Annotated in this window: 18 protein-coding genes; 15 read left to right on the plus strand and 3 right to left on the minus strand. The window is 65.6% G+C overall.

The features are described 5' to 3' along the window. Positions 1-296: 296 nt before the first annotated feature. Positions 297-1,274, minus strand: coding sequence for an AAA family ATPase (locus tag HHL14_RS21395; protein ID WP_169499614.1), 978 nt, complete (start codon positions 1,272-1,274; stop codon positions 297-299). Positions 1,275-1,611: 337 nt separating this feature from the next. Between HHL14_RS21395 and HHL14_RS21400 the strand changes: the two genes are divergently transcribed. Continuing rightward, the gene (locus HHL14_RS21400) at positions 1,612-2,226 is read left to right on the plus strand and encodes a hypothetical protein (RefSeq protein WP_169499615.1); all 615 of its coding nucleotides are present in this window, start codon (positions 1,612-1,614) and stop codon (positions 2,224-2,226) included. A gap of 67 nt (positions 2,227-2,293) precedes the next feature. Beyond that, positions 2,294-3,091, plus strand: a complete 798-nt coding sequence (locus HHL14_RS21405) for an endonuclease/exonuclease/phosphatase family protein (RefSeq protein WP_169499616.1) — start codon at positions 2,294-2,296, stop codon at positions 3,089-3,091. A gap of 119 nt (positions 3,092-3,210) precedes the next feature. Here the strand turns inward: HHL14_RS21405 and HHL14_RS21410 are convergent, their stop codons facing one another. Then, a complete protein-coding gene (locus HHL14_RS21410) occupies positions 3,211-4,173 on the minus strand; it encodes an aldose 1-epimerase (protein WP_206002445.1) in 963 nt (320 codons plus the stop codon). A gap of 451 nt (positions 4,174-4,624) precedes the next feature. On the opposite strand from HHL14_RS21410, the gene HHL14_RS21415 reads away from it, so the two are divergent. The 5 genes from HHL14_RS21415 to HHL14_RS21435 all read left to right on the plus strand — a co-directional run bounded on the left by HHL14_RS21415 (position 4,625) and on the right by HHL14_RS21435 (position 10,850). Next, positions 4,625-5,677 carry a LacI family DNA-binding transcriptional regulator gene (locus tag HHL14_RS21415; RefSeq protein ID WP_169499744.1) on the plus strand — a complete coding sequence of 351 codons (1,053 nt, stop codon included), beginning with the start codon at positions 4,625-4,627 and terminating at the stop codon, positions 5,675-5,677. Positions 5,678-5,853: 176 nt separating this feature from the next. After that, entirely contained in the window at positions 5,854-6,873 is a 1,020-nt protein-coding gene (locus tag HHL14_RS21420; RefSeq protein ID WP_169499617.1) for an ABC transporter substrate-binding protein, read from the plus strand. A 366-nt stretch (positions 6,874-7,239) separates the two neighbouring features. Next, positions 7,240-8,805 (plus strand): sugar ABC transporter ATP-binding protein, encoded by a 1,566-nt coding sequence (locus HHL14_RS21425; RefSeq protein ID WP_206002446.1) that lies wholly within the window; start codon positions 7,240-7,242, stop codon positions 8,803-8,805. Positions 8,806-8,848: 43 nt separating this feature from the next. Further along, complete coding sequence (locus HHL14_RS21430; RefSeq protein ID WP_169499745.1) at positions 8,849-9,826, plus strand: ABC transporter permease; 978 nt, start codon at positions 8,849-8,851, stop codon at positions 9,824-9,826. 67 nt (positions 9,827-9,893) lie between these two features. Next, entirely contained in the window at positions 9,894-10,850 is a 957-nt protein-coding gene (locus HHL14_RS21435) for an ABC transporter permease (RefSeq protein ID WP_169499619.1), read from the plus strand. A gap of 216 nt (positions 10,851-11,066) precedes the next feature. Here HHL14_RS21435 and HHL14_RS21440 read toward each other — a convergent pair whose 3' ends face one another. Next, on the minus strand, positions 11,067-12,029 hold the full coding sequence (locus tag HHL14_RS21440) for an NHL repeat-containing protein (protein WP_169499746.1): 963 nt from the start codon (positions 12,027-12,029) through the stop codon (positions 11,067-11,069). 771 nt (positions 12,030-12,800) lie between these two features. Here HHL14_RS21440 and HHL14_RS21445 point away from each other — a divergent pair. The 8 genes from HHL14_RS21445 to HHL14_RS21480 all read left to right on the plus strand — a co-directional run bounded on the left by HHL14_RS21445 (position 12,801) and on the right by HHL14_RS21480 (position 22,569). Further along, positions 12,801-13,571, plus strand: a complete 771-nt coding sequence (locus HHL14_RS21445; protein ID WP_169499620.1) for a ferredoxin--NADP reductase — start codon at positions 12,801-12,803, stop codon at positions 13,569-13,571. Positions 13,572-13,994: 423 nt separating this feature from the next. Beyond that, positions 13,995-14,888: a sensor histidine kinase gene (locus tag HHL14_RS21450; RefSeq protein WP_169499621.1), complete on the plus strand. Its 894-nt coding sequence runs from the start codon at positions 13,995-13,997 to the stop codon at positions 14,886-14,888. A gap of 10 nt (positions 14,889-14,898) precedes the next feature. After that, on the plus strand, positions 14,899-15,555 hold the full coding sequence (rqpR, locus tag HHL14_RS21455; RefSeq protein ID WP_169499622.1) for a response regulator transcription factor RqpR: 657 nt from the start codon (positions 14,899-14,901) through the stop codon (positions 15,553-15,555). A gap of 336 nt (positions 15,556-15,891) precedes the next feature. Next, positions 15,892-17,283 carry an amino acid permease gene (locus HHL14_RS21460; protein WP_169499623.1) on the plus strand — a complete coding sequence of 464 codons (1,392 nt, stop codon included), beginning with the start codon at positions 15,892-15,894 and terminating at the stop codon, positions 17,281-17,283. 418 nt (positions 17,284-17,701) lie between these two features. Continuing rightward, positions 17,702-18,247, plus strand: coding sequence for a (2Fe-2S)-binding protein (locus HHL14_RS21465; RefSeq protein ID WP_169499624.1), 546 nt, complete (start codon positions 17,702-17,704; stop codon positions 18,245-18,247). A 10-nt stretch (positions 18,248-18,257) separates the two neighbouring features. Next, positions 18,258-20,648 carry a xanthine dehydrogenase family protein molybdopterin-binding subunit gene (locus tag HHL14_RS21470; RefSeq protein WP_169499625.1) on the plus strand — a complete coding sequence of 797 codons (2,391 nt, stop codon included), beginning with the start codon at positions 18,258-18,260 and terminating at the stop codon, positions 20,646-20,648. 27 nt (positions 20,649-20,675) lie between these two features. Then, the gene (locus HHL14_RS21475; protein ID WP_169499626.1) at positions 20,676-21,473 is read left to right on the plus strand and encodes an FAD binding domain-containing protein; all 798 of its coding nucleotides are present in this window, start codon (positions 20,676-20,678) and stop codon (positions 21,471-21,473) included. 214 nt (positions 21,474-21,687) lie between these two features. After that, positions 21,688-22,569, plus strand: a complete 882-nt coding sequence (locus HHL14_RS21480; protein WP_169499627.1) for an AAA family ATPase — start codon at positions 21,688-21,690, stop codon at positions 22,567-22,569. The last annotated feature ends 3 nt before the right edge of the window (positions 22,570-22,572 follow it).

The raw sequence follows: 22,572 nt of genomic DNA on the forward strand, positions 1-22,572 counted from the left end.
CGCTTTCGTTCGTTATCGAACGCATCTGTCTGCTGGTTTGCCTGAGTTTGACTGGGTCTATCGATATCGTTTTATCACCGTCACACAAAATTGTACGACGCAGTACAGACTGGCGTGACCGTCGACGATGCCCGCCCGTTGTCGGCCGACGGGCATCGCCTGGGCGTGAACGCGCGCCCCATCTCAAAAACAGCAACAATTGCCATGGCATTCATAGCGCGCGCAGTACGAATTGCACCCATAAATCATGCGAATCAAATAAATGCCGATTTTTACCCAGAAATTGGCCAAAAACCTCAAAAACCGATCGGTTTTCGCCGGTTTCCGTAATCGAGGCGAATGTCGGCCGGCTCGATCCGGTCGCGGCCCGCGATGCGCGCCGCACCGAAGCCGTTCAGGATCGCGCGGCGCATTTCGCGCGGCGACGCGCGCCTGAGCGCATCGAGCGTCGCGTCGCCAAGCGCTTCCGGGAAACGCAGCCCCCAGTTGTGCGCGCAACGAATCTCGTCGTAGATCGACTGCGCAATGCGCCGCGCGCCGGCATGATCGGGCGGCGGGATTTCGTAGACGTTCATCCGGTTCAGGATCGGCTCGGGAATCGCGCGTTCGTCGTTGGCGGTCGCGATCCAGATCACGTTGCCCGCGTTGATCGGAATCTCCGCGAATTCGTCGATGAAACTCTGCGCGGTGTCATGTTCGAGCAGCGCGTACAACGCGCCGAGCGGATCGTATTGCGAGTCGCCGGTGGCCTTGTCGATTTCGTCGACGGTGATCACCGGGTTCGCGTAGCTGCCGTTCACCAGCGCATCGAACACCTTGCCCGGCTTCGCGTTTTTCCATTGCGACGACGCGCCCGACAGAATCCAGCCCGCCGTCAGCGAACTCATCGCGACGTATTGATACGCGGTGCCGAGCAGACGCGCCAACTGTTTCGCGAAATGAGTCTTGCCGATGCCGGGGTCGCCGAGCAGCAGGAGCGGCATCAGCTCGAGCCGGTCTTCGGTTTCGAGGCATAGCGCGACCTGCTTGCGGATGTCGTCGAGCGGCGCGGAAAAATTGGGCAGCGCGTCGATCAGCGAATCGATCGACGGCATCCGGTTCGGCTTCACGCAAAAGCGCAGATTGCCGGTTTTCAGCATCTTTTCGTAGGTTGCGCGCAGCGCTTCGTTGGCGCCGTCGCCGAGACCGTTCAGCGCGGTTTCGACCTGATCGAGGTCGTACACCCGGCTGAACGAGGCCACGGCGATTTCCTGTTTGACCATTGCTGTCGACATCGCTCACCCCGTTTGACTGGTGTTGCTGCGGCGGTGCCTTGTGAGCACCGGTTCGAGTCCAGTGTAGCGACGACATAAACGCATGCAAGCCAGCAGTCGTATGGCTCTGCTGCTAACAACGGCGGACTGGTCGACGGCTATCGACTCGCGGGTCGCCCGTGGATCGCCTGCTGGCCGCTTGTTTCGGCGATTGCCGTCCTTATCTGGAATGCATTGTTGCTGAACCGGCCACGGTTCGATATGTCAGAAAATCGTTGCGGCCATCAGAGGTAAGATGGCTCTCTCAAATTAATGCGGTGCTTGCTTGCGGATTCATGCCGCGACCGGAGATTCCTGTATGTGGAAAACCAGTATCGTGGCCATGCTGCTTGGCGCTTCGTTGCTCGCGCACGCGCAACAACGACCAACCCAGCAAGCCGTGCAATGGCAGTTGCAGGTGGTGAAGGACGGTCAGCAGATCGACTCGTTCGAAGGCACCACCACCGTGGGCCAGGCGCGCACGGATACGCATCATCAAGTGATCCAGCATAACGTCGGTTGCAAGGACCAGCCGGCCGGCAGTATCGACCTGTCGCGCACGATCACGCTGTCGCCGTTGCGCGTCGACCCGCAGGGCGTGATGTTTTCCATCGATACGCAGGAAACGCTCGAGGACGACAGCGCGGCGCGCACCGACATCGGCTGCAAGCTGCCGCCGCAACCGCGCCAGTTGAGCGCGAGCCATCCAGGCCTCGTGGTAGCGCCCGACCAGTGGGCGAGCTGGACGATCGTCGAGCGCAGCCCGAACCTCGTCTACCGCTTGCACGCGAACGTCGTGGCCAATGGCGCGAACGGCAACGGCGATGCGAATGGCACAGGCAGCACGAGCGGCACGAGCGGCACGAATGGTGCGAATGGTGTGACGAACGGCAATGTCCCCGTCAGCGGCACCGCGACCGGCAAATCGAACTGACATGAACAGCGGACGTGAACCACGCGCCCTCGCGGCGCCCTCAAACAGAACACGTGGATAACGCGGCATGCGAAACCCAGAAGAATTGATCCGCGAGAATCTCGCGCCGAACGATTTCATCGCGGTGAGCTGGAACCTGCACAAGGGCCGCACGCCGCTCGGCTTCCAGGCCTGGCAGGCGATGCAGCGCTGGGTCCAGTCGACTCACGCGGACGCCTATTTCCTGCAGGAAGCGATGGCGCGACGCATGCCGTCGCCGGTGCTCGCGAGCAGCTTCGGCTCGCCGATGGCCGATCCGCTGACTGACGTCTGGCACTGCCAGGCCACCGAAATCGCGCGCGCGCTCGAACTCGAAGTCGCGCTCGGCCCGAACGTATTCAAGCCGTCGTGGCGGCACGGCAATGCGATCCTGTCGCCGCATCCGCTCGATCTCGGCGGCCGCTGGGACATCTCCGCGCACCGCTTCGAGAAGCGCGGTCTGCTGGTCGCGCGCGCGACCTTCGGCGGCCGGCTCGTCACGCTGCTGTGCGCGCATCTGGCGCTAACCCGCCCGGCGCGATTGCGGCAGATGGAGTGGATCGCGCACTGGATCGCGAAGGAAGCCCCCGATGGTCCGCTCGTGCTGGCCGGCGACTTCAACGACTGGCGCAACGACTCGGTGCCGCTCTTTCGCGAGCACGGTTTGCAGGAAGTCGCGACGCTGCTCGGCGAGCCGGCGCGCACGTTCCCGGCGTTCTCGCCGGCGTTGTCGCTGGACAAGATGTTCGTGCGCGGCATGCAGCCGGTCGAATGGATTCAGCCGACCCAGGAGACTGCGTGGCTGTCCGATCATTTGCCGTATATGGCGAAGTTGCGGCTGGATTGACGGGAGGGCGACCGGACGCAATGATCGGCCGGAGAAAAACAGCAAGGGGCGGTCTGGACCGCCCCTTTTCTTTTGGCTCGCTGGAAACACCTGGCGGAGCATCCGCGCCTACAACCTCATCACCCCCGCTGCGGCGTCCACGTCAGCGCCGCCTCGATCTCCTCGCCCGGCTGCAGCACGCAGCCGCCGACCTGCTCGCGCATCCCCGCGTCGTCGAACACGTTGAAGCAGTCGGTCGTATTCGTGACCGGCTCCACGCACAGTTGCGGATCGTTGGCCGGCGCGAACACCACCATGTGATCGAACGGCGCGTCGGCGCGCATCGTCAGGCTGCGATGTTCGTCGGGCCACGCGATCGTCGCCTCGCGCGTCCAGTTCGCGAAGTTGTTGTCGAGATCGAAGGCGTCGGGCGACATGCCCGCGCGCAACGCGTCGACGGCTGGATGCGGGCCGAGATGGGTCGGCAGCACGTCGGCGTTGGCGTGCCACATCGCCCGCACATCGGCGTAAATGCGCGTCTGCGCGGTGCGCGGATAGTACGGATGATGGCCCATGCCGAACGGCATCGGCCGCTCGGCCAGGTTCTGCGCGGACAGCGTGATGCGCAGGCCGCCGTCGCGCAACTCGATGCGCTGCCGCGCGCGATAACGAAACGGCCAGTCGCCGGGCACGCTCGCATCCGGCTCGTGCTCGAAGTGCAATTCGACCGAGCTTTCGCTGCGCGCGCCGATGCGCCACGGACGCCGCCACGCGTTGCCGTGCAGCGCGTGCGCGAAGCGCGTGTCGTTACCGGCGAGATCGATCGTCGCGCCGTCGAAGTCGAAATGCGCATCGCGAATCCGGTTGCAGTACGGAAACAGCGGGAAGCTCGCCATCCGCAGCGGATCGCGCTGCGCGAACGCTGCCGGCGTAGCCGGCCGCAGCCAGTGCTGGGGGCCGTCGGGCGTGACTTCGTAGAAAGCCGCGAGCGCGCCGCCGATGTCCGGCGCCAGCACCGCACGCAACGGCCCGGCCGACAACGCGACGAGCCGCGCGACGATCGCCGGATCGTCGAGCCACGCGAGTTGCGTGCCGTTCTGCATGTCGGTCTGCGCCACGGCCTGCACCACGGCTGGCGCTGAAGTTGGCGCTAAGGCCTGCGCCGCGGCCGGCATCAGCGGCGCCCGGATCGGCTTCAGGGAAGCGTCGCGCATGATCAACAGACGGGAAACCGCGAGCGGAGGGCGGCGTCAACGTGCATTCGTGTCTCCTGTAACGGGCCGCGCACAGCACGCGGCCGGCGGACTGTATCGAGCCAGCGCGATCGAGAATCGCACGACAAGCCCTGCCCAGTCAATATTATTAGTAATAAAATTGTTCACGAGACCCTGTAACGTACCGAAAGCACTGTTCCAAATGACGGGTTAGCGCGCGTTGCCGCACACATATTATTAGTGGTACCGTCATCGGCATGATGCCAGCGGTATCCCCCTGCTTTCGCGCCGCCTCGCCGCGGCCCGCACAATGAAAAAATCGACTCAACGCCGCCCGACCATGACCGACATCGCCAAGCTCACCGGCGTGTCGCAATCCACCGTTTCGCTGGTGCTCAACAACGCGGCCGGCGCGAAATTTTCCGAAGCCACCCGCAACAAGGTGTTGAAGACCGCGCACGACCTCGGCTACCGGATGTCGCTGCGCGAGCCGGTCACGACCTCCGGCGACGAGCGCAATCTGATCGTCTATCTGGCCGACGAAATCTCGACCAGCCCGCATCCGGTCGTCAACGTCGACGGCGCGCGCGACGCCGCCTACGCGAGCGGCAAGATGCTCGCGGTCTACTCGACGCACGGCAACGCCGACATCGAAAAGCAGGTGCTCGACACGGTGCTCACCAACCCGCACGTGTTCGGCGTGATCTACGCGACCGTCTACACGCGCAAGGTCGCGCCGCCGGCCGCGCTGTCGCAGGTGCCGACGGTGCTGCTGAACTGCTACACCGGCGACAGCGCGTTTTCGTCGGTGGTGCCGGCCGAGGTCGCGGGCGGCCATCTGGCGACCGACTACCTGCTGCAAGCCGGCCACCGGCGCATCGGCTACATCAATGGCGAGCCGTGGCAGGATGCCGCGAAAGACCGCCTGAAGGGCTACCGCACCGCGCTCGCGACCGCCGATCTACCGTTCGCGGCCGAACTCGTGCGCGACGGCGACTGGAGCTCCGGCCTCGGCTTCGAGCTGACGCTGTCGCTGATGCGCGAAGCCAACCCGCCCACCGCGATCTTCTGCGCCAACGACCTGACCGCGATCGGCGCGATCGAAGCGCTCAAGCAGCTCGGCCTGCGCGTGCCCGAAGACGTCTCCGTGCTCGGCTACGACGACCAGGAAATCGCCCGTCATACGCACCCGCCGCTCTCCACGGTGGTGCTGCCCAACTACGAGCTCGGCCGCTGGGCGGTCGAGACGCTGCTGCAGGAAGAGCACAACCGCGCGGCCGGCGCGCCGGTGCGGCATCGCACGGTCAAACTCGACGGCCCGCTGGTCGAACGCGCGTCGATCAGGGTAATTACCGAGGCGAAACAGCCAATAATTAATAATATTAGTGATTGACCGATAATAATTCCGAATGGAATAATCGGCACGTCGAGTCGGGAAGACGGACCGCGCCAGGCGATTGCCAACGGGTCCCGTCGGCGGCGCAATCAGCGTCGGGCTCCCGCGCGACACGCGGCAATCCCGAGCAGCACAAAAAGCAAATACACCGTTACCGGTTACTGGAGGAAGACATGGCGTCGCTCAACACGCAGTCGCGCGAGCTCGCGCGCAAGCAGCAGATTCGTCCGCTGGCAGCTTCGCTGCTGGCTCTGGCAATCGGTCTCGGGGGCGCCGCCGCGCACGCCGACGACGCATTGCCGAAGTTGCCCAACAAGACCCCGCTGAAGGTCGGCTTCGCGCAGACCGAAAGCAACAACCCGTGGCGTCTCGCCGAAACCAAGAGCTTCAAGGACGTCGCCGCGAAGTGCGGCTGGCAGGTCGTGATGACCGACGCCAACGGCTCCAATTCCAAACAGGTTTCCGATATTCAAAGCATGATCGCGCAGCACGTCGATCTGCTGGTGTTCCCGCCGCGCGAAGAAAAACCGCTCGCGCCGATCGTGCTGCAGGCGAAGAAGGCCGGCATTCCGGTGATCCTCGTCGACCGCGACGTCGACCAGTCGGTCGCGAAGGCGGGCCGCGACTACATCACCTTCATCGGCTCGGACTTCATCGATCAGGGCCACCGCGCCGCCGACTGGCTCGTCAAGGCGACCAACGGCAAGGCGAAGATCATCGAACTCGAAGGCACGACCGGCGCGTCGGCCGCGAACGATCGCAAGAAGGGCTTCGACGAAGTGGTCGCGAAGAACCCCGGCATGACGATCATCGCGTCGCAAAGCGGCGACTTCGCGCGCGACAAGGGCCGTCAGGTGATGGAAACGCTGCTGCAGGCACATCCGGACGTGACCGCCGTGTACGCGCATAACGACGAAATGGCGCTCGGCGCGATCGCCGCGATCAAGGCGGCCGGCAAGCAGCCGGGCAAGGACATCCAGATCGTCACGATCGACGGCACCAAGGGCGGCATGGATGCGATCGCCGCCGGCGAACTCGGCGCGAGCGTGCAGTCGAGTCCGTTCTTCGGCCCGCTCGCCTGCGACGTCGCGCAACGCTACGCGAAGGGCGAAAAGATCCCCGTGTGGGTCAAGGTGTCGGACCGCTTCTACGACAAGGAAAACGTGCAGCAGAGCATGCAGTACGGCTATTGATCGCGGACCTGGGGAAGCGCCCCTGAAGGCCGCGCTTTCAGGGGCTTCCTCCGGCGCTTCAGCGTTGTAGCAGGAAGTCACCCGCCTTCCATGAAAGTCTCCTCGTCGGGCGGGTGGCGGGAAGGGTTCGAAGCGACGCGCCCGTGCCCTACGGACCACGGACCGTCGCTTCGCTTTTATGCGGCGTACCATGGTTCGGCGATTGCTCCGCGCTCATGCGCGCCGGGCCCGCGCCGAACGCGCTGCGCGCCCCGCCTCGACGGCAACATCGGCACCACCGGCAGTATCCGCATCAGGAGAACCCCCGTGACGGAATCCGGCACGCAAACGCCACACTCCCCTCTTACCCGTTCGCCGCTGCTCGAGATGCAGGACATCGGCATCAGCTTCGGCGGCGTGCCCGCGTTGCGCGGCGCGAATCTGAGCGTCGCCGCGGGCGAAGTGCACGCGCTGATCGGCCAGAACGGCGCCGGCAAATCGACGATGATCAAGATCCTGACCGGCGCGTATCGGCGCGGCTCGGGCAGCGTGCGCTTCGAAGGCCGCGAGGTCGATTTCCGCACGCCGAAGCAGGCGCGCGAAGCGGGCATCAGCACGATCTACCAAGAGATCAACCTGGTGCCGTTCCGCTCGGTCGCGGAAAACATCTTTCTGGGCCGCGAGCCGCGCCGCTTTGGTCTGATCGACTGGCGCACGGTGCAGCAGCGCGCCGCGGCGCTGCTCGAATCGTTCGGTCTGCAGATCGATGTGAAGAAACCGGTGGGCCGTTATTCGACCGCGATCCAGCAGATGGTCGCGCTCGCGCGCGCCGTGTCGTCCGACGCGAAGATGGTGATCATGGACGAGTCGACCTCGTCGCTCGACGAACGCGAAGTGGAACTGCTGTTCACCGTCGTGCGCAAGCTGCGCGACGACGGCCGCGCGGTGATCTTCGTGTCGCACCGGCTCGACGAACTCTACGCGCTGTGCGACCGCGTGACCGTGATGCGCGACGGCCAGACGGTCGCGCAAAGCACGATGGCCGAGATGGACAAGCTGCAGCTCGTCACCACGATGCTCGGCCGCACGCTCGCCGCCGTGGTGCAGGAAGACACCGCGTCGCGCGAGGCGAATCTCGCGAAGCGCGGCAAGCAGGTGATCGGCGCGACAAATCTGGGCGCGCCGCCGAAGGTCAACGGGGCGTCGCTCGAAGTGCATGCCGGCGAAGCGGTCGGCCTCGCCGGTCTGCTCGGCTCGGGCCGCACCGAAACGATGCGATTGATGTTCGGCGCCGATCCGCTCGCGCAAGGCTCGCTCACGATCGACGGCGCGGCGGTCACGCTGAAGTCGCCGCAGGACGCGATCGCGCGCGGTCTCGCGTATCTGACCGAAGACCGCAAGGGCGAAGGCATCGTCCCCGAACTGTCGGTGCGCGACAACCTCACGCTCGTGTGTCTGCGCACGCTCGCGAAGAACGGCGTGGTCGACGTGAAGAAGCAGCAGGCGATCGTCGATCGCTTCATCGCGTCGCTCGGCATCAAGCTGCGCTCGCCCGATCAGCCGATCCGCGAACTGTCGGGCGGCAATCAGCAGAAGGTGCTGCTCGCGCGCTGGCTCGCGGCCGAGCCGTCGCTGCTGCTGCTCGACGAACCGACGCGCGGCATCGACGTCGGCGCGAAAGCGGACGTCGCGAAGATCGTGCGCGAGTTGCGCGACGCGGGGCTCGCGGTGCTGCTGTCGGCGTCCGAACTCGAAGAGCTGACCGCCGTCGCCGATCGCGCGGTGGTGATTCGCGACGGCCGCACAGTCGCCGAACTGAACGGCGCCGACATGAGCGAGACCGCGATCATGGATGCGATCGCGTACGGCAGCGAGGGCCAATCGGTGCTCGCCGAAGCGGCCCAATCCGCACACATCGAAGACGCGTTGGAGGGCGACCGTCATGGCGCTTAAGCTGCATTCAGATTCGCTACGCACCGAGGCGTCGGGCGCCGCCATGCAATCGACCAACACCCCGCCCGCCCGGTCCACCGGCACCGTGCAGAAATGGCGTCATCTGGCGATGCAGCGCGAAGTGATCGTGCTGCTCGCGATGGTGCTGTTCAACCTGATCTTCACGCCGCACTTCTGGTCGCTGCAAACGTTCAACGTGAACATGACGCAGGTCGTGACGATCGTGATCGTCGGTATCGGCATGACGCTGGTGGTGGCGACGGGCGGCATCGATCTGTCGGTGGGCGCGTCGATGGCGATTTCGGGCGCGCTCGCGCCGATGCTGTTCCTGAACATCCCGGGGCCGCTCGGCATCGTGCTCGCGTTCGTGCTGCCGGTGCTGGCCGCAGCCGCCTGCGGCGTGTTCAACGGCCTGCTCGTCACGCGATTATCCGTGCAGCCGATCGTCGCGACACTGGTGCTGTTCATCGCCGGACGCGGGATCGCCCAGGTCGTCACCGACGGCAGCCTGCAGGCGTTCAACACGCCGGCCTTCCAGTGGATCGCGCTCGGCAAGGTCGCGGGCGTGCCGTTCCAGGTGCTGCTGATGCTCGCGCTCGTCGCCGTATTCGTGTGGATCGTGCGCAAGACGCTGTTCGGCCAGTATCTGCTGATCACCGGCGGCAACGAGAAGGCCGCCTATTTATGCGGCGTGCCGACCGCCGCCGTCAAGCTGATCGCCTACACGCTATGCGCGGCGCTCGCGGGGCTCGCCGGACTGATTTCGATCTCGGTGAATTCGTCCTCCGATGCGAACGTGGTCGGGCTCGGCGTCGAACTCGATGCGATCGCGGCGGTCGCCGTCGGCGGCACCGCGCTGACGGGCGGCAAGGCGTATATCGGCGGCACGCTGATCGGCGCGCTGATCATCCAGCTGCTGCGCTACACGCTGCTCGCGCACGGTATTCCCGACGCGGCGGCGCTGGTCGTGAAGGCCGGCATCATCGTCGCGGCGGTATATGTGCAGCGGCGCTCGCGTTGATGCGTTCGCGCTGCCCACTCCCGCCGTCCACCCCGCTATCCCGCACGACACCTCAGGACTCGATGCGATGAAAAAGAATCTTCCTATCCTGCTCGCGCTCGCGGCGCTGGTCGTCTTCGGCCTCGCGCGCTACGAGCACTTCGGCTCGGCGTACAACATCACGTCGTTCTGGCGTTACAACTCGATGTTCGCGCTGATCTCGATCGGCATGGCCTTCGTGATCATCACCGGCGGCATCGATCTGTCGGTCGGCACGGTCGCCGCGCTCGCCAGCGTGGTCGCCGCGCTGGCGAGCGTCTACGGCGGCTGGGTCGCGGTGCTGGCCGGCTGCGCGGCCGGGCTCGCGGTCGGCGTGCTGAACGGCATCATCATCACGCGGATGAAAATCCTGCCGTTCATCGTTACGCTCGCGACGAGCCTCGGCGCGCACGGCGTCGCGCTGCTGCTCGGCAAGAACGACGCGGTCTCGATCGCCGCCGATTCGAACTTCGGCAACTTCGGCCAAGGCGATCTGTTCGGCCTGCCGATCCCTGGGCTCGTCGCGCTGGTCGCGGCGGTGGCGGGCTGGCTCGCGCTGCGCAGCACGCGCTTCGGGCGGCACTCGCTCGCGATCGGCGGCAGCGAGGAAGCCGCGCGGCTGATGGGCCTGAACGTCGACCGCACGCTGGTGATGGCCTACGCGGTGAGCGGCCTGCTCGCCGGCATGGCGGGCGTGATCCTCGCCGCGCAGTTCGGCGCGGGACAGCCGAACGAAGGCGTCGGCTGGGAGCTGTTCGCGATTTCGGCGGTGGTGCTCGGCGGCACCCTGCTGACGGGCGGCGAAGGCTCGGTCGCGATGACGATCGCCGGCGTGCTGCTGCTCGGGCTCGTGTTCAATCTGCTGAACTTCGAGAACGGGCTGGGCTTTATCAGCCTGTCGGCGTACTGGCAGTCGGTGATTCGCGGCGTGTTCCTGCTGCTCGTGATCGTGCTGCAGGCGCGGGTGTTGAAGCAGCGCGGCGCCCGGCGCGCGGCGGCGGCCTGAGCAGGTCGCCCGGGTCGGTCCGGCGTCACCTGATCGACTCAGGTAAATATCCTTGCATAACCGATGGTTGGCGCGATCCTCGTCGCGTCAGCCTCATATCTGTGTACCGAAGATATCAAAGCAATCCCCTCGCTTCGGATGGACGCGGCGCCACGCCGCTACGTCCATGCCCACGGGGCCTCACCCGTCGTTGTGCTGCCGCTTATTGGCTTCCGCTTATTGGCCGTCCGGACGCAGCGTCCAGACCGTCGCCGAATTCGTGTTGTCGTCTACCGCGGCGAACTGCGGATGGCGCTTGCTATCGAGGCCGAATGCCAGGCCGAACGCGGAGCCCGGCGCCGCATCGACCGACAGTTGCGCGACGAATTGCCCGTCGACGGTGAACTCGACGATTTCGCTCGGTTGTTGCGGGTCGGGATTGACCGCGTCGCCATTGGCCGTCACGAGATGCCCGTTGGATGCGAGCGCCAGCGCAAGCGGACCGTGGAGGTGCGTGTTGTCCTGATAGATCATCCGGCCGACGCCGCCGCTCTGCTTCGCGCCGGCGGCGCCGTAGATGGCGAACACCGCGTTGTCGCCCGTCGAGGCGACGTAGAGCACGTCATGCTGCGGGTCGTACGCGAGGCCCGTCGGGCCGACGACGAGCGCCGCCGGATCGGTGCGGTGCACATAGCCCGACGCGATGATGGTCGAGCTCGGCAGCATCTGCACGCCGTTCTCTCCGATCGCCAGATCGATCCGCGCGACCTTGCCGCTCAACACGTCGGAGACGAAGACTTTGACGAATCGTCCCCCGTCGATCACGGTCAGGTCCCACGGGCCATCCAGCAGGTTGGCATCCTTCAGCTCCCGGACCAGCCCGCCCTGCGGATTGAGGATCAGCAGCGATCCCGGCGCGACCACGTTCTTGCCGTCCGGGGCCGGCACGTTGCCCACCAGCACGAAGCCGCTTCTGAGGACGGCAAGCGCCGTCGTGAGGCCGAGATTGTGCCCTTGGAAGAACGTCACCGGATTGCTATTGGAGACGAGCTTGACGATGGTCGTACCGGTTCCCTGCAGATTCGACTTGGCATTGAAATTCGACACCACCACGTCGCCCGGTTTGAGCGTGCTCCAGGACGGCACGCCGGCCGGCACGAAGGCAATGCCGTACGGATTGAGATCGCCGTTGGTCGGCACGGTCGACGAGGTCACCGCCTGCGGCGGCAGAATCGCCTCCTGCGCCTCGGCCCAGGCCGTCCCCAGCGATAAAGCCAGCACACCGGCTGCACACGCCGCATAACGCACGGAGCGCGCGAAGCACACGGTGCGTGCCCCTTTCGTCCTATGCGCCGGCCCATCGAAACCGACGTATGAACGGGATACAGACATCGAACGAGAAGCTTCCATTTGACACCTCCTACTCGCACGGACGGCACCAGCCGCCAGGACGCATCGCGCGACGCCACGACGCTATGTGGCGTCGCGCGATTCGCGTCATGCGTAAACGCAGCGGCGCCGTGCGTATTCCCGCGAAAACCCCGCGCCATCGAGCGATTTCGCGCCATTTGCCAGTTTTATCAGCAGGGTCAATGCTGCAGCGCACGTCGCGTTTCGGTATGATCCTGAAGTCGTTGTCTGCGCGGCGCCGCTTTCGCGCCCGCCGGACAGCCCGAGTGAGCCAGAACGGCAGCCGCCCTGCGCGGCATTCGCCGAATCGCCGTACCCCGCTGAAGCACGGCCGCACTCACGCCAACGTACTTTGCGGCGCCAGAAACCGGCGCCCACGCTTCCTGGTCCGGCAACCCGCTTCACCACGCTCGACCGCCGCGCCGAGGCCCCGCAACCGCGGGCACGGTAAAATGGCGGATTACGCGTGACTCCCGACCACGGGTCAGCGCAGCATCGCCCTTGCCGTGCCGGCCGGCTCAGACGACTGGCCGCCTTTGTTTTCGCACTATCCAAGAAGCCATGAGCAACCTGAATTCACAAACCGTCCTGAGCGTCCATCACTGGACCGATACGCTTTTCAGCTTTACCTGCACACGCGACCCGGGTTTCCGCTTCGAAAACGGCCAGTTCACGATGGTCGGGCTGCAGGTCGACGGCAAGCCGCTGATCCGCGCCTACAGCCTCGCGAGTGCGAACTACGAAGAACATCTCGAATTCCTGAGCATCAAGGTTCAGGACGGCCCGCTCACGTCGCGCCTGCAGCATCTGAAGGTTGGCGACGAAGTGCTGATCGGCAAGAAGCCGGTCGGCACGCTGGTCGCCGACAACCTGCTGCCGGGCAAGACGCTGTGGCTGCTGTCCACCGGCACGGGCCTCGCGCCGTTCATGTCGATCATTAAAGATCCGGACATCTACGACCGCTACGAGCGCGTGGTGCTGACCCATACCTGCCGCTTCGTCGACGAACTCGCGTACAAGGAATACATCACCGACCATCTGCCGGCGCACGAGCACCTCGGCGAACTGGTGCAGGAAAAGCTGCTGTACTACCCGACCGTCACGCGTGAAGCGTTCCAGAACCGCGGCCGCATCACCGAGCTGATCGAAACCGAAAAGCTGTTCGCCGACCTCGGCGTGCCGGGCTTCTCGCTCGAAAACGACCGCATCATGCTGTGCGGCAGCCCGCACATGCTGCGCGACACGCGCAAGCTGCTCGACGATCTCGGCTTCAAGGAAGGCAGCAACAACGACCCGGGTCACTACGTGGTCGAAAAGGCCTTCGTCGGCTAAGCGATACCCCCGTTTTTGCGGCCCGCGCGCCGCGAATTCACGAAAAGGAGCCTACGGGCTCCTTTTTTGTTGCCCGTTACAATTTGCCGTCATCCGCCTAACATTTGATGTCGGTATTCTTCTGACACCAGGTTATGCAAAAGACATCAAGTGACAGGTGAGGACTCAGCGCTAACCCTTGGTACGACTGCATTTTTTATTTTTTTGAGATATCATCGCGCCGCCAGTTCGGACGAATTCATCACGCCTGTCGTACGTCCGAGTTGTTACTGAATGTAAATTTCGTTACTTTGAGCCATAGTGTTTCATCCGTCACGCGCTATGTGTGACGAACGCCTGGACTCGATAGCGCCGGGATTCGCGTTTTCCGCGCCGCACGTGCGCACCCGCTTCGCCGTCCACCGCTTCCTGAGAGGGACATTCATGGATACGTCGACTGCCGTCCCATTCAACGCTCTGCTGACATCGTCAGCGGCACGTGATGGCGTCGACGCGCCGTCGCGGGCCATCGAGCGTGAACTCGCGCAATTACGGGCGCGGGTACGCGAGCTGTCGGCCGAACTCGTCGACGCGCAGGAGAGCGTGCGCCGCCACGTCGCGCGCGAGTTGCACGACGGCGTCGGCGCCGAGCTGACCGCGACGCGCTTTGCGCTCGCCGGCATCGAAACCTGGCTGCCTGCCGACGCGCCGTCGCAATGCACGGCCGCGCTGGCGGTCGTCAGCCGTTCGCTCGACGCGGTGTGCGCGGCCAACCGCGAGGCCGTCGCGCAACTGCACGCGCCGTCGTTCGAGATGGGTGTCGCGGCGGCGCTGCGGCACTGGAGCCGCGACTTCGCAGCGCGCACCGGTTTGCACACCTCGTTCGGCTGCAGCGACGACGCGCGGCTCGCGCGTCTATCCGCCGACGCGGCGCTCGCGGTGTTCCGCGTCGCGCAGGAAGCGCTGAACAATGTCGCGAAGCACGCGCGTGCGAGCTGCGTCGACGTCCGCATCGAAGCCGGCACGCGTCATCTGAAGCTGTTCGTCAGCGACGATGGCATCGGCATGCCGCGCGGCGGTCACAAAAAAAACCGTAGTCAGCACGGCGGCCATTTCGGCCTCGCCGGCATGCAGGCGCGCTGCGTCGCGTTCGACGGCACGCTGCGCGTGAGCGCTCGGCGCGCCAGCGTGAACCGTGCCGTCGAAGCCAACGATGCCACCGCTTCAGCCTCCGGCACGTCCCCACGCGGCACGCTGATCCAGGCCCGCTTCGGCTGGGACGCGCTGCTCGCCCCCGTCTCCACGGTTCGCGCCAGCCGGCGCGCGCTGCAATCGTGAGCTCGCGACCATGAGCCTGCGCATCCTGATCGTCGAAGATCACGCGGTGGTCCGCCAGGGCGTGCGCCAGTTGCTGCTCGATCGCGGCATCGCGCGCGAGGTCGCCGAGGCGCAAAACGGCAGCGAAGCGTTCGATGCGGTCGGCCAGCACAGCTTCGACGTCGTGCTGCTCGACATCTCGCTGCCAGACATGAACGGCGTCGAAGTGCTGAAACGCTTGAAACGCAAGGCGCCGCGCGTGGCGGTGCTGATGTTCTCGATGTATCGCGAGGACCAGTACGCGGTGCGCGCGCTGAAGGCCGGCGCGTCCGGCTATCTGTCGAAAACCGTCGACGCCGCGCAGATGATCGGCGCAATCCAGCAGGTCGCGGCGGGCCGCAAATACGTGAGCCCCGAGATGGCCGAGGCGCTCGCCGACTACGTGTCGTTCGACGGCGAGCAGTTGCCGCACGAAAAGCTCTCCGATCGCGAATACCAAACGCTGTGCATGCTCGCGTCGGGCAAGCGGCTCACCGACATCGCGACTACGCTGTCGCTGTCGGTGAAGACGGTCAGCGTGTACCGCACGCGCCTGCTCGAAAAGATGAAGCTGCGCAACAACGCCGAGCTTACGTTCTACGTGATAAGCAACCGCCTGGTCGACCTGAATCCCGCGATGGCCGGCTGAGCGCGTTTGCGCCGTGTGCAGTGCGCCGCGCGCCGCCGTCGCTGTCGCCCGCGCAAGCGGCGATTCGCCGCAAAACGCCCACCGTGGCGTCGCCATCACGGGAGAGATTCCTCCCCATTAATTGCTTATCTCGTAAAAGCTTTGCCGCCGCTCCGCCTCCGGCACACCAGGACCAACCCTGAACTTCCCTCCTGACGGGAGTTTCCGCCCGTCGTCCGAGACTGAAAAACGACGCTGCCGGCCAGCCCCGGCGTACGCATCCGCTAGAATTGCGGGTTTTCCCGACATCCCGACATTCGGCGCGCAACACGCGTGCACTACTGGAGACCCACGCCAATGTCCCTGTTTCGCAAAAAGAGCGTCGAGCATCTGCTCGCGACCAGCGCTCAGACCGCCGGCCTGAAAAAGGCCCTCGGCGGCCTGGACCTGACCTTCCTCGGCGTCGGCGCCATCATCGGCACCGGCATCTTCGTGCTGACCGGCACGGGCGCCGTGCAAGCCGGCCCCGCGCTGATGATCTCGTTCGTGATCGCGGCGATCGCCTGCGGCTTCGCTGCCCTCGCCTACGCGGAATTCGCGTCGACGATCCCGGTCGCCGGCTCGATCTACACGTACTCCTATGCGACGCTCGGCGAGCTGGCCGCGTGGATCATCGGCTGGGACCTGATGCTTGAGTACGGGCTCGCGACCTCGGCGGTGTCGGTCGGCTGGTCGGGTTATCTGCAGTCGCTGCTGTCGGGCTTCGGCGTATCGCTGCCGACGGCGCTGACGGCCGCGCCCGGCGCGATCCCCGGCGTGCACACGCTGTTCAATCTGCCCGCGTTCCTCGTGATGATGGCGATCACCACGCTGCTGTCCGTCGGCATCCGCGAATCCGCGCGGATCAACAACATCATGGTCGCGATCAAGGTGACTGTGGTGCTGCTGGTGATCGTGGTCGGCGTGTTCCACGTGACCCCGGCCAACTGGCATCCGTTCATGCCGAACGGCTGGAGCGGCGTGTTCGGCGCGGCCGCGGTGATGTTCTTCGCGTTCATCGGCTTCGACGCGGTGTCGTCGGCGGCCGAGGAAGTGAAGAATCCGAAGCGCGATCTGCCGGTCGGCATCATCGCGTCGCTCGGCGTGTGCGCGGTGCTGTACGTCGCGGTCGCGGCGGTCGTCACCGGCATCGTGCCGTCGGAGAAGTTCGTCGGCATCTCGCACCCGGTGTCGTACGCGCTGCAACTGGCGGGGCAGAACTGGGTCGCGGGCTTCATCGATCTCGGCGCGGTACTCGGCATGCTGACCGTGATTCTGGTGATGGCCTACGGCCAGACGCGCGTGATCTTCGCGATGTCGCGCGACGGCCTGCTGCCGGCCAAGCTGTCGAAAGTGCATCCGCGTTTCTCGACGCCGTTCTTCACGACGTGGCTGGTCGGCATTTTCTTCGGGCTGATCGGCGCGCTGGTGCCGCTCAATGTGTTGGCTGAACTGATCAATATCGGCACGCTCGCCGCGTTCTCGATGGTGTCGATCGCGGTGCTGGTGCTGCGCAAGACGCACCCGGACCTGCCGCGCGCGTTCCGCTGCCCGGGCGTGCCGGTCGTGCCGGTGCTGGCCGTCGCATCGTGCCTGTTCCTGATGCTCAATCTGAAGGGCGTCACGTGGGGCGCGTTCGGCATCTGGCTGGCGATCGGCATGCTGGTCTATTTCGGCTACTCGCGCCGTCATTCGAAACTGGCGAAGTAAGTCCGAAGTAAGTCTCTACGCTGGCGAGGCCGCGTTCAAGCGCTCGACGTGCTCGACGTGCGCGGCCCGAACCCCGGCCTTTCCGCTGATCTATCGTTGCGCCCCGTCATGTACCGCATGACGGGGCGCAACGCTTTTGGGCACCCGGTTCGTCGGATCTCACGCGCTGCTGCGTGCGCCCGCGCGCACCGAACACACTTCCCCTCATAGCGCGCTCGCGCGATTTGTGCTTTACTTTTCGGCAGACCTATAACACCCGCAGCACCCGCATCGGACCTCGCGAATCGCAATCAGCACGCAGTCGAAGCACAGCAGGGGCAATAAAAAACACAGGTCCGGTCTCACCCACAGCAGCGACCTTGCATGGGACGCAGTCAGCGCCAAGGCGCTCATTGCGGCCAACAAAGGAGACAGCTTCATGACGATCAGCATCAGTCTGACGGTCAATGGCGCCCCCGTAAGCGCCTCGATCGATCCCGGCACCCTGCTAGTCCAGTTCCTGCGTGACCAACTCCGACTGACCGGCACGCACATCGGCTGCGATACGGCCCAATGCGGCGCCTGCACCGTGCATCTGAACGGCCGCGCGATCAAGTCCTGCAACATCCTCGCGGCGCAAGCGGACGGCGCGCAAGTCACCACCATCGAAGGACTCGCGCACAACGGCACGCTGCATCCCATGCAGGCCGCGTTCAAGCACTGCCATGGTCTGCAATGCGGCTTCTGTACGCCGGGCATGGTGATGAGCGCGGTGTCGCTGGTGCAGCGTCAACCCGACCTCACCGGCGACGACGTGCGCGCACAACTCGACGGCAATCTGTGCCGCTGTACGGGCTATCACAACATCGTCAAGGCCGTGCTCGAAGGCGCCGAAGGGATGAAGTCGTGCGGCGCGAATGCGGGCACGAATGCCGGCATCAACGCAGGCTCACATGCAGGCGCGGCCACCGCGCCCGCCGCCTGAGGAGCCGACGATGAACGCACCCGATACCCCAAGCCTGATCGGCGCCGCCGTCGAACGCAAGGAAGACTATCGCTTCCTGACCGGCAAAGGCCAGTACACCGACGACATCGTGCTGCCGCAGCAAACCTACGCGGTGTTCCTGCGCTCGCCGCACGCGCACGCGAAGATCAGCCGCATCGACACGCGCGCGGCGAAGCAGTCGCCCGGCGTGGTCGCGATCTTCACCGGCGCGGACCTCGCGGCGGAGAACGTCGGCGGCCTGCCGTGCGGCTGGCTGATTCATAGCACCGACGGCAAGCCGATGAACGAGCCGCCGCATCCGGTGATCGCGCATACGAAAGCGCGCCACGTCGGCGACCAGGTCGCGCTGGTGATCGCCGAGTCGATCAAGGCCGCGAAAGATGCCGCCGAATTGATCGACGTCGATTACGACGTGCTGCCCGCGGTGGTCGACACCGCGCATGCGGCCGATGCGGGCCAGCCGGCCGTGCACGACGAAGTGCCCGACAACATCTGCTACAACTGGGGCCACGGCGACAAGGCCGCGACCGACGCCGCGTTCGCGAAAGCCGCGCACGTCACCACGCTCGACATCGTCAACAACCGCCTCGTGCCGAACGCGATCGAGCCGCGCGCGGTCAACGCGAGCTTCTCGGCGCAGGACGACAGCTACACGCTGTATGTGGCGAATCAGAATCCGCACGTCGAGCGCCTGTTGATGGCCGCGTTCGTGCTGTCGCTGCCGGAATCGAAACTGCGCGTGATCGCGCCCGATGTCGGCGGCGGCTTCGGCTCGAAGATCTTCCTGTACGCGGAAGATGTCGCGCTCACGTGGGCGTCGAAGAAGATCGGCCGGCCGGTCAAATGGACCGCCGAGCGTTCGGAAGCGTTCGTCTCCGACGCGCACGGCCGCGACCATGTGACCAAAGCCGAACTCGCGATGGACGCCGACGGCAAGTTCCTCGCGATGCGCGTGCACACGATCGCGAACATGGGCGCGTATCTGTCGACGTTCGCCTCCAGCGTGCCGACCATCCTCTACGCGACGCTGCTCGCCGGCCAGTACGCGACGCCCGCGATCTACGCGGAAGTGAAGGCGGTCTTCACCAACACCGTCCCCGTCGATGCGTATCGCGGCGCGGGCCGTCCGGAAGCGACGTTCGTCGTCGAGCGTCTGGTCGAAGCGGCCGCGCGCGACATGAAGCTCGATCCGGCCGAAATCCGCCGCCGCAACTTCATCACGCAGTTCCCATACGCGACGCCGGTCGGCCTCACCTACGACACCGGCAACTACGACGCGCTCCTCACGCGCGCGCTCGAACTCGCGGACGTCGAGGGCTTCGCCGCGCGTCGGCAGGAATCCGAACGAAACGGCAAGCGGCGCGGCCTCGGCTACTCGTGCTACATCGAAGCGTGCGGGCTTGCGCCGTCGAACATCGCGGGCGCGCTCGGCGCGCGGGCCGGCCTCTTCGAAGTCGGCCAGATCCGCGTGCATCCGACCGGCTCGGTGACGGTCTTCACCGGCTCGCACAGTCACGGTCAGGGACACGAAACGACCTTCGCGCAGGTGGTCGCGGACCGCCTCGGCATCCCGCTCGACAGCGTCGAGATCGTACACGGCGACACCGGCCGCATCGCGTTCGGCATGGGCACCTACGGTTCGCGTTCGATCGCGGTGGGCGGCTCGGCGATCTCGAAGGCGCTCGACAAGATCGAGGCGAAGGCGAAGAAGATCGCCGCGCATCTGCTCGAAGCGTCGGCCGAAGACATCGAGTTCAGCAACGGCGTGTTCCGCGTCGCCGGCACCGACCGCACCAAGGCGTTCGCGGAGATTTCGCTCGCCGCCTACGTGCCGCACAACTATCCGCTCGACGTGCTCGAGCCGGGCCTCGAAGAAAGCGCGTTCTACGATCCGACCAACTTCACGTATCCGTCCGGCGCGTACCTCTGCGAGATCGAGGTCGATCCCGACACCGGCGTGTGCCGCATCCAGAAGTTCACCGCGGTCGACGATTTCGGCAATGTGATCAATCCGATGATCGTCGAAGGCCAGGTGCATGGCGGGCTCGCGCAGGGCATCGGCCAGGCGATGCTGGAGCGTTGCGTGTACGACAACGAGAGCGGCCAGTTGCTATCGGGTTCGTACATGGACTACGCGATGCCGCATGCGTCCGACCTGCCCGACTTCAACGTCGAAACCTCGAAGGGCACGCCGTGCACGCACAATCCGCTCGGCGTCAAAGGCTGCGGCGAGGCGGGCGCGATCGGCTCGCCGCCGGCGGTGATCAACGCGATCATCGACGCACTCGCGCCGCTCGGCGTGACCGAGCTGCAGATGCCGGCGACGCCGCATCGCGTGTGGTCCGCGATTCAAGCGGGCAAACAGGCGGCGCAGCCCTGACCAACGATCCTGAGCGGAGCATTCGACATGTATTCATTCGAGTATCAACGCGCGACGGATCCCAAAGCGGCCGCCGCAGCCCTCACCGCCGACAGCGACGCGAAATTTCTGGCCGGCGGCCAAAGCCTGCTGCCGACGATGCGCCTGCGCCTCGCGCAGCCGTCGCAACTGGTCGACGTCACGCGCATTCCCGCGCTGAAGTCGATCACCGTCGACGCGAACAAGGTGACGATCGGCGCGGCCGTCTGTCACGCGGACGTCGCCGATCACGCCGACGTGCGGCGCGTGCTGCCGGCGCTCGCGGATCTCGCCGGCCATATCGGCGATCGCCAGGTGCGCGCGCTCGGCACGATCGGCGGCTCGCTCGCGAACAACGACCCCGCCGCGTGCTATCCGGCCGCGGCGCTGGCGCTCGACGCGACGATCGTCACCGACCGGCGGCGCATCGCGTCGGGCGATTTCTTCGTCGGCATGTACGAGACCGCGCTGGCGCCCGACGAGCTGATTGTCGCGGTCGAGTTTCCGGTGCCGGAGCGGGCCGCGTACGAGAAATTCCGCAATCCGGCCTCGCACTTCGCGCTGGTCGGCGTGTTCGTCGCGAAGTTCGCGAGCGGTGTGCGCGTGGCGGTGACGGGCGCGGCGGCGTCGGTGTTTCGCGCGACGGAGCTCGAAAGCGCGCTATCGGCGAACTTCACGCCGGACGCCGCACGCGCGGTCAGCGTCGCGCCCGACGCGCTGAACGACGACATGCACGCGAGCGCCGCGTACCGCGCGCATCTGATTCCGGTGATTGCCGCGCGCGCAGTTACGAAGGCGAATAGTTAGCAATCTTGACTAATCGGGCCGGCTTGCCGCGTGTCGATGTATCGCGTGGACAAGCCGGCTTCGCCCGCTTTGCGCATGCGCGCCGATGCGCGACGTCAGTACGCTTTTTCGTGCGGCGCTGTCGCCCGTAGCTCGCGTGGCACGATGCACGCGCCGCGCTTCGACATTCATCCGCCACGTCAGCCCCAGCAGATCGCACAGATTCAGGACCACCATGCAGCCGGCTTCAATCGACGACACCCTCGCCCAACTCGCCGCCCAACGCTACTTCGCGAGCCGCGAGCTGGCGACCGCGTTGTATCTGGCGCTGCGCATGGAGCGGCCGCTGTTCGTCGAAGGTGAGCCGGGCGTCGGCAAGACCGAACTCGCAAAAGCCGCCGCCGGCATGCTCGGCACCACGCTGCTGCGACTGCAATGCTACGAAGGCCTCGACACCGCGAGCGCGCTCTACGAATGGGACTACCCGCGCCAGATCATGGCGCTGCGCCTTGCCGAAGCAAGCGGCGAGCGTCCCGACAACGACACGCTGTATCGCGGTGAATTCCTGCTGAAGCGTCCGCTGCTGCAGGCGCTCATGCCCGACGAAAACCACCCCGGCGCGCGCCGCGTGCTGCTGATCGACGAGATCGATCGCGCCGACGAGCCGTTCGAGGCCTTCCTGCTCGAACTTCTGTCGGACTTCCAGGTATCGATTCCCGAATACGGCACCGTGCGCGCGACGCAGCCGCCGCTCGTCATCATGACGTCGAACCGCACGCGCGAAGTGCACGACGCGTTGAAGCGCCGCTGTCTGTACCAATGGATCGGCTATCCGGATCGCGAGCGCGAACTCGAAATCGTCGCCGCGCGGGCGCCGCACACGTCGGCGCAATTGCAGCGGCGCGCGGTCGATTTCGTGCATCGGCTGCGCGGCATGGATCTGTTCAAGGCACCCGGCATCGCCGAGACGATCGACTGGTGCCGCGCGCTCGAAGCGCTATCGGCGACCGAACTCGATCCGCAATCGGTGCAGGACACGCTCGGCGTGCTACTCAAGTATCAGGACGATCTCGCGCGCGTCGACGCCGCGCAGATCGCTCAATGCCTGTCCACGTGAGGA

The sequence above is a fragment of the Paraburkholderia antibiotica genome, from assembly GCF_012927125.1.
Classification (GTDB): Bacteria; Pseudomonadota; Gammaproteobacteria; order Burkholderiales; family Burkholderiaceae; genus Paraburkholderia; species Paraburkholderia antibiotica.

Coding starts and splice junctions, on each gene's coding strand:
- HHL14_RS21405 (WP_169499616.1), top strand. CDS start 2,294: ATGCGAAACCCAGAAGAATTGATCCGCGAGAATCTCGCGCCGAACGAT.
- HHL14_RS21430 (WP_169499745.1), top strand. CDS start 8,849: ATGCAATCGACCAACACCCCGCCCGCCCGGTCCACCGGCACCGTGCAG.
- HHL14_RS21460 (WP_169499623.1), top strand. CDS start 15,892: ATGTCCCTGTTTCGCAAAAAGAGCGTCGAGCATCTGCTCGCGACCAGC.
- HHL14_RS21445 (WP_169499620.1), top strand. CDS start 12,801: ATGAGCAACCTGAATTCACAAACCGTCCTGAGCGTCCATCACTGGACC.
- HHL14_RS21450 (WP_169499621.1), top strand. CDS start 13,995: ATGGATACGTCGACTGCCGTCCCATTCAACGCTCTGCTGACATCGTCA.
- HHL14_RS21435 (WP_169499619.1), top strand. CDS start 9,894: ATGAAAAAGAATCTTCCTATCCTGCTCGCGCTCGCGGCGCTGGTCGTC.
- HHL14_RS21480 (WP_169499627.1), top strand. CDS start 21,688: ATGCAGCCGGCTTCAATCGACGACACCCTCGCCCAACTCGCCGCCCAA.
- HHL14_RS21420 (WP_169499617.1), top strand. CDS start 5,854: ATGGCGTCGCTCAACACGCAGTCGCGCGAGCTCGCGCGCAAGCAGCAG.
- HHL14_RS21470 (WP_169499625.1), top strand. CDS start 18,258: ATGAACGCACCCGATACCCCAAGCCTGATCGGCGCCGCCGTCGAACGC.
- rqpR (WP_169499622.1), top strand. CDS start 14,899: ATGAGCCTGCGCATCCTGATCGTCGAAGATCACGCGGTGGTCCGCCAG.
- HHL14_RS21475 (WP_169499626.1), top strand. CDS start 20,676: ATGTATTCATTCGAGTATCAACGCGCGACGGATCCCAAAGCGGCCGCC.
- HHL14_RS21415 (WP_169499744.1), top strand. CDS start 4,625: ATGACCGACATCGCCAAGCTCACCGGCGTGTCGCAATCCACCGTTTCG.
- HHL14_RS21400 (WP_169499615.1), top strand. CDS start 1,612: ATGTGGAAAACCAGTATCGTGGCCATGCTGCTTGGCGCTTCGTTGCTC.
- HHL14_RS21395 (WP_169499614.1), bottom strand. CDS start 1,274: ATGTCGACAGCAATGGTCAAACAGGAAATCGCCGTGGCCTCGTTCAGC.
- HHL14_RS21425 (WP_206002446.1), top strand. CDS start 7,240: ATGCAGGACATCGGCATCAGCTTCGGCGGCGTGCCCGCGTTGCGCGGC.
- HHL14_RS21410 (WP_206002445.1), bottom strand. CDS start 4,173: ATGCAGAACGGCACGCAACTCGCGTGGCTCGACGATCCGGCGATCGTC.
- HHL14_RS21465 (WP_169499624.1), top strand. CDS start 17,702: ATGACGATCAGCATCAGTCTGACGGTCAATGGCGCCCCCGTAAGCGCC.